This is a genomic window from Actinokineospora baliensis (assembly GCF_016907695.1).
Lineage (GTDB): Bacteria > Actinomycetota > Actinomycetes > Mycobacteriales > Pseudonocardiaceae > Actinokineospora > Actinokineospora baliensis.
Map to the genome: position 1 here is coordinate 3,426,269 of NZ_JAFBCK010000001.1, position 12,422 is coordinate 3,438,690.

At 72.9% G+C, this 12,422-nt stretch carries 10 protein-coding genes; 5 read left to right on the forward strand and 5 right to left on the reverse strand.

Annotation, left to right across the window (positions count from 1 at the left end):
- Positions 1–18 precede the first annotated feature (18 nt).
- Together JOD54_RS16435 and JOD54_RS16440 are read right to left on the reverse strand one after the other, a co-directional pair.
- Entirely contained in the window at positions 19–1,371 is a 1,353-nt protein-coding gene (locus JOD54_RS16435; protein ID WP_204451368.1) for an acyltransferase, read from the reverse strand.
- 131 nt (positions 1,372–1,502) lie between these two features.
- Positions 1,503–2,798 carry a glycoside hydrolase family 18 protein gene (locus JOD54_RS16440; protein WP_204451369.1) on the reverse strand — a complete coding sequence of 432 codons (1,296 nt, stop codon included), beginning with the start codon at positions 2,796–2,798 and terminating at the stop codon, positions 1,503–1,505.
- Positions 2,799–3,001: 203 nt separating this feature from the next.
- Between JOD54_RS16440 and JOD54_RS16445 the strand changes: the two genes are divergently transcribed.
- From JOD54_RS16445 to JOD54_RS16455, 3 genes are read left to right on the forward strand one after another with little or no spacing between them, the layout of a single operon-like run.
- The gene (locus JOD54_RS16445) at positions 3,002–3,922 is read left to right on the forward strand and encodes a hypothetical protein (RefSeq protein WP_204451370.1); all 921 of its coding nucleotides are present in this window, start codon (positions 3,002–3,004) and stop codon (positions 3,920–3,922) included.
- Positions 3,897–4,901, forward strand: coding sequence for a sensor histidine kinase (locus JOD54_RS16450; RefSeq protein WP_204451371.1), 1,005 nt, complete (start codon positions 3,897–3,899; stop codon positions 4,899–4,901). The genes JOD54_RS16445 and JOD54_RS16450 overlap by 26 nt, the downstream gene beginning before the upstream one ends.
- 11 nt (positions 4,902–4,912) lie before the next feature.
- Entirely contained in the window at positions 4,913–5,575 is a 663-nt protein-coding gene (locus JOD54_RS16455; RefSeq protein WP_204451372.1) for a response regulator, read from the forward strand.
- On the opposite strand, the gene pip is transcribed toward JOD54_RS16455, so the two are convergent.
- From pip to JOD54_RS16470, 3 genes are read right to left on the reverse strand one after another with little or no spacing between them, the layout of a single operon-like run.
- Positions 5,533–6,504 (reverse strand): prolyl aminopeptidase, encoded by a 972-nt coding sequence (pip, locus tag JOD54_RS16460; RefSeq protein ID WP_204451373.1) that lies wholly within the window; start codon positions 6,502–6,504, stop codon positions 5,533–5,535. The genes JOD54_RS16455 and pip overlap by 43 nt on opposite strands.
- 33 nt (positions 6,505–6,537) lie before the next feature.
- Entirely contained in the window at positions 6,538–7,062 is a 525-nt protein-coding gene (locus JOD54_RS16465; protein ID WP_239574669.1) for a methylated-DNA--[protein]-cysteine S-methyltransferase, read from the reverse strand.
- Positions 7,063–7,100: 38 nt separating this feature from the next.
- On the reverse strand, positions 7,101–8,561 hold the full coding sequence (locus JOD54_RS16470; protein ID WP_204451374.1) for an AlkA N-terminal domain-containing protein: 1,461 nt from the start codon (positions 8,559–8,561) through the stop codon (positions 7,101–7,103).
- A 300-nt stretch (positions 8,562–8,861) separates the two neighbouring features.
- Between JOD54_RS16470 and JOD54_RS16475 the strand changes: the two genes are divergently transcribed.
- Positions 8,862–10,169, forward strand: coding sequence for a B12-binding domain-containing radical SAM protein (locus JOD54_RS16475; RefSeq protein ID WP_204451375.1), 1,308 nt, complete (start codon positions 8,862–8,864; stop codon positions 10,167–10,169).
- Positions 10,170–10,180: 11 nt separating this feature from the next.
- A complete protein-coding gene (locus JOD54_RS16480; protein WP_204451376.1) occupies positions 10,181–12,421 on the forward strand; it encodes an ATP-grasp domain-containing protein in 2,241 nt (746 codons plus the stop codon).
- Position 12,422 lies beyond the last annotated feature (1 nt).

Genomic DNA, 12,422 nt, shown 5'->3' on the forward strand with positions numbered 1-12,422 from the left:
CGAACACGTGTTCGAACGTCAGGCCAACTTGCGGATCTCCCCGGCCAGCGCGGGCAGCTCCTCCGCCGGGTCCCGGTACCGGTGCAGGGCCGCACGCCCGGCCTCGCCGCGCAGCACCGTGGCCAGGCGGGCGGGGACGGCGATGGTGAACAGGAGGCCGCGGTTGTCGAACCCCTCCACGACCCAGGCGACCCAGGGCAGTTGCAGGTTGGAGGTGGGGCTGAAGAACACCGGCTGCTTGCCGTCGAAGGTGACGTCGTAGATGCCGAAGCGGCTCCAGTTGGTGATGGTGAAGGTGCGCTGGTCGGGGTCGAAGCCGACCGGGACGCACTCGCCGAGCCGGGAGCGGCCGATGGACTCCAGGAACGCCCGGTTGGCCCGCAGGTTGAGCTGCGCGCGCGGGAAGTCGGCCACCGCGTCGCGGATCAGCCCGGCGATGACCTCGGCGGGGGCGTCGGGCGGGCAGGTCACGAACATCTCGCCGACGAGGTTGCCGATGACGCCCTCGTCGAGGCCGAGGAAGCGGCGGACGTTGACCGGCATCGCGATCGACCGCGCGGCCCCGGTGTCGCCCGCCAGCGCGCGCACCGCGTTCGTCACGTGGCCGCACAGCACGTCGTTGACCGACAGCCGCCGCCCCGCCGCCGCGCTGACCTCCTCGCGCAGCCGGGCGATCTCGGCGTCGGTGAAGTACACCTGGACCGTGCGGTTGGCCCGCACCGCGCCCTGGAACTCCGCGCCGATCCGCTCGGCCTGCTCCGGGGTGGGCAGCCGGAACCCGGGGCGGCCGGAGTCGGTCGGCGGCAGCACCTCGTCGAGGAAGCCGTCCGGGTCGGTGAGCAGGGTGATCGCGGGCGGCTCGGTGCCCTCGGTGGCCGCCGACCAGGCCCGGACCAGGAACATGAAGCTGGCCAGGTCGCCGACGGAGTGGTGGAACGAGCAGCCCAGGGCCGAGGTGCCGTCGGCGAGCACGGTCAGCCGGACGGTCAGCAGCGGGTGCCCGCCCTGGCGCGCCTCCCGCGCCTGGACGTGGTCGACGAAGTCGGCGCCGGGCAGCGTCACCCGGCCGATCGCCTTGGGCAGGGTCTCGTCGAGGTCGTAGACCTCCAGCGGGATGCCCGAGTCGTCGCAGACGATCTCCAGGACGTCGCCGGTGGTGCGCAGCCGCCCGGCGAAGGCGGGCACCGCGGCCAGCGCCCTCGCCAAGCCGTCGGCGAGGCGGTCGGGGTCGGGCGTGTGCGGGAAGAAGAACACCACCGACACCGGGACGTCGGCGATGACGGTGTCGGTCACCCCGCAGGTGATCACCGTCCCCGGTGCCGATCCGACCCGGACGGTCCGCGTCGAACGCAGGTGGGGCCATCCGCTCATCGCTCGGGTCCTTTCCCAGGTGGGTTGGGGGAACCGTAGATCAGCGGGACCCGGCCCGACAGACTCCATTCGTCCTACGCGGCAAGGGGTCCCCGGCGGCATCCGCCGGGGACCCCGTTACGCCACTTGTCCTAACAGGACAGTTCGCGGTGCAGTGCCTTGATCAGTTCGCCGTCGCTGGTGTCGGCGTCGAGCGACCAGATCATCGCCCCGCCCAGGCCCTGGGAGTTGATGTAGCGGGCCTTGCGGCGCATCTCGGTCGGGTCGTCGTAGGTCCAGAAGTTGGTGCCGTCGTAGAGCCAGGCGTGCCCGGCCTTCTCGTCGCGGTAGACCTTGTAGCCGCCGATGCCGACCTTGGTCTTGAGGACCTTGTAGTCCTCGCTGCCCGCCTCCCAGGTGGCCGGGGCGGGCCCGGTCGCCTTCTGGTAGAGGCCGTTGTTGACGTTGGCGACGCCGGTCCAGCCGCGCCCGAAGAACGGCACGCCGAGCACGAGCTTGTCGCGCGGGGCGCCGCGGGAGACGTAGGCGTTGACCACGACCTCGGTGCTGAAGCCGGGGGCCGGGGTCGGGTCGCCCTTGCCGGTGCGCAGTGCCGACTGCTGGTTGGTGGTCGGGTCCCAGGTGCCGTGGTAGTCGTAGCCCTGCAGGTTCCCGAAGGTCAGCAGTCGCAGCACCTTCGCCACCTCGAAGCCGGAGTTGATCTCCCGGGTGTTCGCGGGCAGGTACGCGGTCAGGTCGGCGCCCTTGGGCAGCTGGCGGCGGTACTCCTCCATCAGCTTGGTGTAGTTGGCCTTGTCCTCGGGCCTGCTGATGTTGCCGGGGTCGCCCGCGGTGCTGTTGGGCCACTCCCAGTCCAGGTCGATGCCGTCGAACACGCCAGCGGCGGCGCCGCCCGGCGCGACGTTGCCCTTGATCCACTGGTCGACGCAGGACTTCACGTGCGCCTTGCGCGACTCGGGGGTGAGCGCGGCGTTGGAGAAGTACTTCGAGCCCGACCAGCCGCCGAGCGAGATCAGCACCCGCAGCTTCGGGTACTTCTTCTTGAGCTTGCGGATCTGGTTGAGATTGCCCGACAGCGGCTGGCCCGCGACATCGGCCACCCCGTCGACGCTCTGCGCGGCCTCGAACGGCTTCTGGTAGTCGGCCCAGGCGTCCGAGGCGACGCAGTTGCCCTGCGCGTCGAGGAACCCGAACGCGTAGTTGAGGTGGGTCAGCCGGGCGGCGGTGCCGCTGGTGTCCAGGTCGCGGATGGTGAAGTTGCGGCCGTAGATGCCCCAGTTGGTGAAGTACCCGATCACCCGGTCCTTGCTGTGGCCGTGGCCACCGCGGTGGTCGGGGTGCGCCTGGGCCTGGGGCGCCACCACCACCGCGGTGGCCACGGCCACCCCGGTGAGCAGCGCCGCGGCGCGCCATCGTTTCGCCGACATAGTTCTCCCTCGCTGACGAGCGGTCCGGACACCGCCATGTGGTCTGGACCAAACTAGGGGCAGTCGGAGTGCGCAGCTACGGCCGAACGGCGCAATTCGGGCGCGGGCACCAATCCACTGTGGACCACCTGAGGAAATCCCAGGGTTTCGGTACCCCTGTGGGGGGACGAGGCGGACTGGGGTTCGACCTACCTTCGTTTCCCATGGTGCAACGGGGAGTTGTGGGAATGGTGTCGCAGGTGTGGGCGGCCGTGCGGCCGCAGGGGGGTGCGCAGCGCTTCCTCTGGTGGTGCGGTGCGCTGCTGCTGGCCTCGGCGGTGGTGCACTCGGTGGTGGCCGTCGTGGACGGCACGCCGTGGCTGGGCTCGGTCAGCTGGCGCAAACCGATCGTGTTCGGCGCGTCGTTCGGGTTGCTGGCGTGGTCGGTGGTGTGGGTGTTGCGCAACATGCGTGAACGGTGGCTGAGGTGGCCGGTGGTGGTGCTGCTCGGCGGGTTCGCGCTCTTCGAGGTCGGACTCATCTCGATGCAGGTGTGGCGCGGTCAGCCCTCGCACTTCAACAACCACTCGCCCTTCGACGAGAAGGTGTTCGAGCTGATGGGCCAGAGCGTGCTCGCGATCGCCACGGCGATCGGCTTGCTGCTGGTGTGGGCGGTGTTCGACCTGCGCGGCTCCGCCGTCGTGCGCGTCGCGGCGTTGGCGGGCATCGTCGCGCAGGTGGTGGCCGGGTACATCGGGACCCAGCTCATCGCCGAAGGGGACAAGGTGGTCGCCGCGACCGGCCACGTGCCGGAGGACTTGGTGTTCGGGGCGGCGGGTAGCGCGAAACTGGCCCACGCCATCGGCATCCACGGCATCCAGGTGCTCGCGGTCCTGGCGATCTTGTTGGAGGGCACCAGGTTGGCGCCGCGGGCCAGGCTCGCGGCCATGCTGATCGCGACGGTCGGCTACACCGCCGCCTACGCCGCGGTCACCCTGACCGCCTACGACGGTCGACCGTGGACGGACCCGACCGTGGCGCTCGGCGCGCTGGGCCTGTTCGGCGTGGTAGGAGTTGCGGTGGGGTACCTGCGGGCCTTGATGGCTAGGGATGTGGCGGATGAGCGGTCGGTGGTGGTTGCTTGACGGGGCCTTGGCCGTCGCGGCGTTCGCCGCGATGGCCGCGGTCGGTCCCGGACCGTGGTGGCTGGCCGCCGCGGTCGCGGCGGGTCTGGCGCTGCGCAGGCGGATGCCCCTGATCGGGTATCTGCTGGGCACCGCGGCGCTGATGGGCGGGGGACTGCTCGGCGTGGCGGACCCGATCGCGCCGTACGCGAACCTCCTGGGTATGCACGCGCTGGGCGCCTACGCGCCGGTCCGGCGGGCGTTGTGGGGTCCGGTGCTCGTGCTGCCCGGGGTGCTGGCCTACTACGCGCACCTGTCCGAGCCCGCGGTGACGGTCACGGGCACGATGTTCTTCTGGCTGCTGGCCTGGGCGGTCGGGTTCGGGACGGCGCGCTCGCGCGAACGCGCCTCGCTGATGCGGCGGGCCGCGGTGGCCGAGGAGCGGACCAGGATGGCGCGGGAGCTGCACGACCTGGTCGGGCACACGGTCAACGTGATGCTGGTGCAGGCGGGGGCGAGCCGGGTCGTGCTGGACAAGGACCCGGACAAGGCGCGGGAGTTGCTGGCCGGGGTGGAGCGCACCGGCCGGGAGGCGCTGGAGGAACTCGACCGGGTGCTCGCCGCGCTGCGCACCGAGGACCCGGACCTGGGCAGGCTGGCGGCGCGGATGGCGGAGGTGGGGATGGCGGTGGACCTGCGGGTCGAGGCGGGCGGCCTGCCCGGTCCGGTGGAGTTCGCGGTGTACCGGATCGTGCAGGAGGCGCTGACCAACGCGCTGACCCACGGCGGGGCCAGGTCGGCGACGGTGTCTGTGGTGTCCTCCGGGGCCGGGGTGGCCGTCGAGGTGTGCGACCGGGGGCGTGGCCCGCGGCCGGGGTACCGGGTCGGGCGCGGCCTGACCGGGATCACCGAGCGCGCCGAGGTGTTGGGCGGGACGGTCGTGCACGGAGGGGGTGACGGGGGCGGGTTCACCGTGCGGGTCCTGCTCCCGCTCGCGTGAAGGGGGATGGCGTGATCAAGGTCGTGCTCGCCGACGACGACCCGCTGCTGCTCGCGGGCGTGCGGGTGGTGCTGGGCACCGCGGGCGACATCGAGGTGGTCGGCGAGGCCGGTGACGGGGTCGCCGCGGTGGCGGCGGCCCGCGACCTGGAGCCGGACGTGCTGCTGGTGGACGTGCGGATGCCCGGCCACGACGGGGTCGAGGTCACCAGGCGGGTGGTGTCGGCGAACCCGTCGACCGCCGTGCTGGTGCTCACGACCTTCCGGCACGACGAGTACGTCTGGGGCGCGTTGCGCGCGGGCGCGCGGGGTTTCCTGCTCAAGCGCGCCTCCCCGGAGCGGCTGATCGACGCGGTGCGGGTGGTGGCGCTGGGGGAGACCGTGCTGGACCCCGCGGTCACCGGCGACCTGGTGGACCGCTTTGTGCGGCGGGTGCCCGCGCCGGTGACCGATGCCCGGCTGGCCAGGTTGACCGACCGCGAGACCCAGGTGCTCAAGCTGATCGCGTTGGGGCACAGCAACCCCGAGATCGCCGTGGCCCTGGTGATCGCGGAGTCGACGGCCAAGACGCACGTCAAGCGGGTGCTGGCCAAGATCGGCGTCCGCGACCGGGCCAGCGCGGTGGTGCTGGCTTACCGGACCGGGCTGGTGGTGCCCGGCGAATCCACGGCGTAGCGGTCTAGGGCCGCCTGCTTGAGGCGGTCGAACTCCGCGCTGCCCGTGTGCCCGGCGTCCTCCACCACGACTAGTTCCGCGTCGGGCCACGCCTTCGCCAGCGTCCACGCGACCTCCACCGGTCCGCCGATGTCGTGGCGGCCGTGCAGGATCGTGCCGGGGATGCCCGCCAGCCGGTGGGCGTCGCGCAGGAGTTGACCGTCTTCGAGCCACGCCCGGTTGGACCAGTAGTGGGTGACCAGCCGGACCATGGTGTGCTGGGCCGCGGTCGGTCGGCTGCTGTAAGGCAGGGTGTCGCCGCGGGGTTCCAGTGAGACGACGGTGTCCTCCCACGCGGTCCAGTCCCGCACGGCCTTCTCGCGCACAGCGGGGTCCGGATCGGACACCCGCTCGAGGTAGGCGGCGATCACGTTGTCGGCGTGGGAGACGCCCGCGCGGAAGCGTTCCAGCGCTTCGGGGAAGAACACCCCGACGCCGGCGGTGATCCACTCGAAGTCGGCGTACCGGGAGGTCGTCGCCGCGCTCAGCACGATCTCCGTGACGCGCTCCGGGAACCGTTGCGCGTAGGCGAGGATCAGTGTGGACCCCCAGGAGCCGCCGGAGAGCAGCCAGCGGTCGATGCCCAGGTGCTCGCGCAGCAGTTCCATGTCGGCGACGAGGTGGTGGGTCGTGTTGTGCGTGAGGTCTGTGGTGTGGTCGCCCGCGTCGGGTGTGCTGCGGCCGCACCCGCGCTGGTCGAACTGGACGATCCGGTAGCGGGCGGGGTCGAAGTAGTCGCGGCTGTGGCGGTTGAGCCCTGATCCCGGCCCGCCGTGCACGATCAGCGCGGGCTTGCCGCCGGGGTTCCCGGACTCCTCCCAGTGCACCTGGTGGCCCTGGCCGACGTCGAGGAGTCCGTGCGCGCGTGGTTCACCGTGGGGGTACGACACCCCGTCAATCTAACAGCACTGTTGCATCTAGGGTCACACCAGTGTCGACCCCTCCAGGGTGAGCAGGTGCCGCTTGGCGGGCAGGCCGCCGCCGTAGCCGATGAGGTCGCCGGTGGCGCCGATGACCCGGTGGCAGGGGATTATGATCGAGATCGGGTTGCGGCCGTTGGCCATGCCGACCGCGCGCGAGGCCGTCGCGGTGCGCCCCAACTGGTGGGCGAGCCCGCCGTAGGTGGTCGTGTGGCCCCACGGGATGGTCGTCAGCGCCTGCCACACCTGCCGCTGGAACGGTGTCCCGCGCGGCGCCAAGGGCAGGTCGAACTCGCGCAGTTCGGCGCCGAAGTACGCCGCCAGCTGGGCCTTCGCCGCGCCGAACTGGCCGGCGTCGGACACCCAGTCCGCGCCGATCCCGGCGAAGTGCCGGTGCTCGACCCCCATGTACAGACCGGTGATCGCCTCCCCGTCGCCGGTCAGCAGCAGCTCGCCGACGGGGGAGTCGACCGTGCAGTAGCGGGTCGGGCCCGTCAGCGGGTCGGCCAGGGTGACGGGGTGGGACAACGGCACGGAGGTCCTCGTTTCGACTGCGGTCTTCAAGGTCAGCCTGGCAGGAAGTTGATCGGGTGGTCGCCGGTGGCCCACAGGTACTGCACCGCGTAGGAGCGCCACGGCCGCCACGCCGCCGCGCGGGCGGTCAGAGCGGCGGGCGCGGTGGGTAACCCCAAGGCTTCGGCCGCTACCCGGATCCCCAGGTCGCTGGCGACGAACGCGTCCGGGTCGCCGAGCGCGCGCATGGCGATCGTCTCGACCGTCCACGGTCCGATCCCGGGCAGCGCCGCCAGGTCCTCGCGCGCGGCCAGCCAGTCGCCGCCCGGCGACAGGTCGATGCGGGGCAGCGCCGCGACCAGCCCCAGCAGCGTCGCCCGGCGCGACCGGGGGAAGGCCAGCGTCTCCGGGTCGATCTCGGCCAGCGCCGCCACGTCCGGGAACAGGTGCGTCAGGCCGCCGCCCGCGTCGGTGATCGGCTCGCCGTGCGCGAGCACCAGCCGCGCTGCGTGCGTGCGGGCCGCCTGGGTGGACACCTGCTGACCCAGGACCGCGCGCACCGCCATCTCGTCGCCGTCGACCGTGCGCGGGACCCGCCTGCCCGGCGTGCCCCGCACCAGCGGCGCCAGCACCGGATCGGCGGCGAGCAGGTCGTCGACAGCCACCGGGTCGGCGTCGAGGTCGAGCAGGCGCCTGCACCGGCTGATCGCGACCGACACGTCGCGCAGGTCGGTCAGGGCCAGTTCGCAGCGCACGTGGTCGGCGGCGGGCCGCAGGCTCACCACCCCCGGCCCGTTCGGCAGCCGGACCGTGCGCCGGTAGGCACCCTCGCGCCACTCCTCGACCCCGGGGACGGCGGTGGCGGCGAGGTGGCCGAACACGTTGTCCGGGGCGAACGGCGCCCGCACCGGCAGCCGCACGGTCAACCCGCCCGACACCGGCACCGCATCGCGCGCGGCCCGCCTGCGCAGGTCGGTCGGCGAGAGCGCGAACACCTCGCGCACGGTGTCGTTGAACGTCCGGATGCTGCCGAACCCCGAGGCCATCGCCACCTCGGTCATCGGCAGCGCGCTGGTCTCGATCAGCACCCTCGCGGTCTGCGCGCGCTGCGCCCTGGCCAGCGCCAGCGGCCCGGCGCCCAGTTCCGCCCGCAGCTGCCGCTCCACCTGCCGCACGCTGTAGCCCAGCCGCGCCGCCAGGGCGGGCACCCCGCCGGTGTCCACCACGCCGTCGGCGATCAGCCGCATCGCCCGGCCGACCAGGTCCGCTCGCTCGTTCCACAGCGGCGACCCCGGCGAGGCGTCGGGCCTGCACCGCTTGCACGCGCGGAACCCGGCCCCCTGCGCGGCGGCCGCGCTCGGGTAGAACCGCATGTTGCGCGCCTTGGGCGGCACCACCGGGCAGCTGGGCCTGCAGTAGATGCCGGTGGTGAGCACGGCGGTGAAGAACCAGCCGTCGAACCGCGCGTCCCGCGACTGCACGGCCCGCACGCACCGCTCGGTGTCGGAGTGCATGTGCCCAGCATCGCCGGTCGCCACCGCCGACTCCAGCGGGAAAACGACATCATGCTCGTCCGCGCTGCGCCGCCCGGGTGGCAGGTGCCCCCGGAATACCCTTTTGGCCCAGCGGAACACCATTTCCGGCTACCGAACGTGCGGAACTTCGGCCCGTTCCTGGAATTCCGCCACAACCATTGTCGGTGGTGGACTTGGGAAACGGATCGCGGGTTTGTCGCTGGATCGTGTCGCGGTCGACGGGAATGGGTAACGGGGCCCGCCGGGGTCACGATGCCTTCTCGAACGAAAGGAGACGCGGTGACCCGAGAACAGGTGCTGCTGGTGCACCCGGGAATCTACGACGAGGGCAATCCGCTCGCGTTCCCGCCGTGGGGCGCGATCACGATCGGGCACGCCGTGCGCGCCGCCGGGCACGACGCGCGGGTGCTCGACCTCAACGGCGCCGACCCCGCCGCCCACCTCGACGCCGCGCTCGCCGCGCAGCGGCCCACCGTCGTCGGGGTGACCGCCAAGCAGGGCGTGGCCGCCCGCCGGTTCCGCGCCGTGGTCGACCACCTCGCCAGGGTCGCTCCGGACATCCCCGTCGTCGCCGGTGGACCGCTGGTCAGCACGTTCCCCGACCCCAGGGCGCTGATCTGGACCGGCGTGCACACCCTGGTGCTCGGCGACGGCGAGCAGGCGATGGTGTCCTGGCTGGCGCGCCGCCCGCGCCCCGGCGGGCTCGTGCACGGCGCCGAACCGCCCACCCTCGACGACGTCGGGCTGCCGTCGTGGTGGCCGGGGCTGGCCGACTACGTGCACCCGGCGAGCAGCTGGCCGAACATGGCCGTTCCGGGAATCCACGTGGCGTCGGCGCGCGGCTGCACCAGGCGCTGCACCTTCTGCTACCTCAACGCGCAGTACCCGAACGCGCGGTTCCGCTACGTCTCCGCCGGGAAACTGCACGACGACCTGGTGGAACTGAACGCGGTGACCGGCGCCCGCGGATTCTACTTCGTCGACGACTGTTTCATCGACGCCCGGCAACGGCGGGTTCGCGACTTCTGCGCCCGCGCGATCACCCACGGCGGCGGATTCCGCTTCGGCTGCGACGTCCAGTTGTCCGATCTCGACCGGTATCCCGACCTGCTCGCGCTCATGCACCGCGCGGGCTTCCGCGCCCTTTATGTCGGGATCGAGTCCGCCTCGGCGCGGACCAGGACCCGGTTGGCCAAGGGGCGGCTGCGCGGCGAGATCACCGACGTGCTCAACCGCGCGATCGACCTCGGGTTCGTGCTGCGCGCCTCGATCGGCATCGGCTGGCCGGGTGAGGACGCCGCCGACGCCCGCGCCACCCTGGACCTGATCGACGCGGTGCCCCGGCTGGCCTTCGACGCGTTCCGCTACTACCCGCTGCCGCACACCCCGCTCGGCGAGCTCTCGCACTGGGCCCGCGCCCGCAACCGGATGAGCCCGGTCGAGGTGTCGGCGACGGCGCTGCAGGACTACTCCGACCACAACGACAACCACTCCGCGATCCCCACCGCCGACTACGAGGCGCTGTGGACCCAGTTGCGCCACCGCGAGGACGAGCGCCTCGCCGCCTACTTCGCCACCGAGCGCTGAAGGGGACACCGGTGTCGACCACCCCCACCGTCGTGCTGTCCGGCGTGCACTCCGGCCCCAACCCCTCACCCGGCCTCGGCCTGGCCAGGTCGCTGCGGCTGGCCTGGCCCCGGCTGCGGCTGGAGGCGCTGGACTACTCGCCGCGCTCGACCGGGCTCAGCGCCTCGGAGTTCGACCGCACGCACATCCGCCCCGGCTGGCACACCGCCGACCTCGGCGCGCTGTGCACGGGCCTGGTGTCGATCGTGGAGTCGACCGGCGCGGTCTTCCTGCCGGGGCTGGACCTGGAGGCCGCGCTGCTCGCCGAGCGCGTCCCCGGCCACCCGGCGCTGCTGCTGCCGCCCGCCGCCGCGTTCGACGTGGTCGCCAAGCCGGGGGAGACCGCCGCGTCGCTGCTGGGCCTCGCGGTGCCGGAGCACCGCTTCGCCGAGGGCGTCGAGGACGCCGCGGACTTCGCCGCCAGGCACGGGTGGCGGATCTGGGTCAAGGGACCGCGCTACGAGGCCGTCGCCGCCACCACCCGCGCCGAGTTGGCCGCCGCGCTCGAGCGGGTGCGCGCCACCTGGGGCGCGGAGTGCCTGCTGCAACGGCACGTCGCGGGCACCGAGGAGTCGGTGGTGTTCGCCGCGCTCGACGGTGAGCTGCTCGGCGCCTGCGCGATGCGCAAGACGATGGTCACCAGCGAGGGCAAGACCTGGGCGGGCGCGGTCGACCACCTCGACCACGCCACCCGCGCCCGGTTGATCGACCTCGTCCGGGTGACCAGGTGGACCGGCGGCGGTGAGGTCGAGTTCGTCCGCGAGACCGACACCGGGATCCCCTACCTGCTGGAGGTCAACCCGAGGTTCCCGGCCTGGATCCACGGCGCCACCCTGGCCGGGGTCAACCTGCCCGCCCGGCTCGTCGCCGCCGCGACCGGCATCCCCCGCGGCGAACGGGAGAAGGCGCACTCCACCGGGTTCGTCCGGGTCGTCGAGGAGATCCCGGCGGGCCCGCACGCCACCGGTGCCGTCCCGCTGGCCCACCGCGTCGTCGCCTCGGAACCCGCCGCGCTCGGCAAGCACCCGTCCGGCATGCCGGTGCTCTCCCGCAGGCTCACCCCGGCCCGACCGCGGCCGAGACCCACCCCCGTCGACCCGGTCCGCGCCGCCGACATCGCCGCCGCGCTGGTGGTCGACCCGTACGAGTCGCCAGCCAGGGTCCTGTTCGGCGGGGTGCTCGACCGGGGCCTCGACCGGCTCGCCGCGGTGTGCCGCGACGTCGAGGACGCCACCGGCGTGCCGACCCGGTTCGCCTACTCGGTCAAGACCAACCCGGACCCCAGGGTGCTCGACGCGGTGCTGCGCCGGGGCGCGCTGGTCGAGGCGATCTCGCAGGCCGAGGCCCGCCGCTGCGCCGAGGCCGGGTTCCCCGGCGACCGGGTGGTGCTCGGCGGCCCGGCGAAGTGGTGGCGCTTCGACGGCGGCCCGGTCAAGTTCGGCGCGGTGTTCTGCGACTCGGTCACCGACCTGGAGCGCACCGTCGACCTGCTCGCCCAGGGCGCGGTGTACGCCGACGTGGTCGGTCTTCGTCTGGCCCCGCCCACGGTCGCCTCCCGCTTCGGCGTCGACCTCACCTGCCCGCGCGCCTACCGGCGCGTCGCCGAGGTGCTGCGCGCCGCCCCCCTCGGCCGCATCGGGCTCCAGTTCCACCACGCCGCCAGCCAGATCGGGCTGCGCGCCTGGCTGCGCGAGTACACCGCGGCGATCACCGTCGCCGCCGATCTGCTCGCCCGCGTCGACGTCCGAGCCCGCTGCGTCGACCTCGGCGGCGGCTGGCCACCCGGCCTCTCGCGCGCGGAGCTGGGCAGCCAGCTGACCAGGGCGAGCCGGGTGGCGGTGCGCGAACTCGGCTCGCTGGACCAGGTGCTGTTCGAACCGGGCAAGTACCTGGTCGAGCGGGCGATGGCGGTGTTCACCACCGTGCTCGACGTCCGCGACGGCACGCACGGGCGCGCCGCGGTGGTCGACGCCTCGATCGCCGAACTGCCCGACTGGGTGTCGCACCCGCACCCGGTGCTGTGGCGGGCCCCCGGAGCCGGTTGGCGCAGGTTGCCCGCCGGGGACGAGTCGGTCCTCGGTCGGCTGTGCATGGAGCACGACCGGCCGCGCGCCGGAATCACCCTGCCCGAGGGCATCGCCCCGGGCGACCACCTGCTGTTCCTCGACGCGGGCGCCTACGACGCCAGCATGAGCTACCGGTTCGGAGTGTGAG

Excerpts from the sequence above, each read along its gene's own strand:
- JOD54_RS16435 (WP_204451368.1), bottom strand. The coding sequence starts at position 1,371 with ATGAGCGGATGGCCCCACCTGCGTTCGACGCGGACCGTCCGGGTCGGA.
- JOD54_RS16440 (WP_204451369.1), bottom strand. The coding sequence starts at position 2,798 with ATGTCGGCGAAACGATGGCGCGCCGCGGCGCTGCTCACCGGGGTGGCC.
- JOD54_RS16445 (WP_204451370.1), top strand. The coding sequence starts at position 3,002 with ATGGTGCAACGGGGAGTTGTGGGAATGGTGTCGCAGGTGTGGGCGGCC.
- JOD54_RS16450 (WP_204451371.1), top strand. The coding sequence starts at position 3,897 with ATGAGCGGTCGGTGGTGGTTGCTTGACGGGGCCTTGGCCGTCGCGGCG.
- JOD54_RS16470 (WP_204451374.1), bottom strand. The coding sequence starts at position 8,561 with ATGCACTCCGACACCGAGCGGTGCGTGCGGGCCGTGCAGTCGCGGGAC.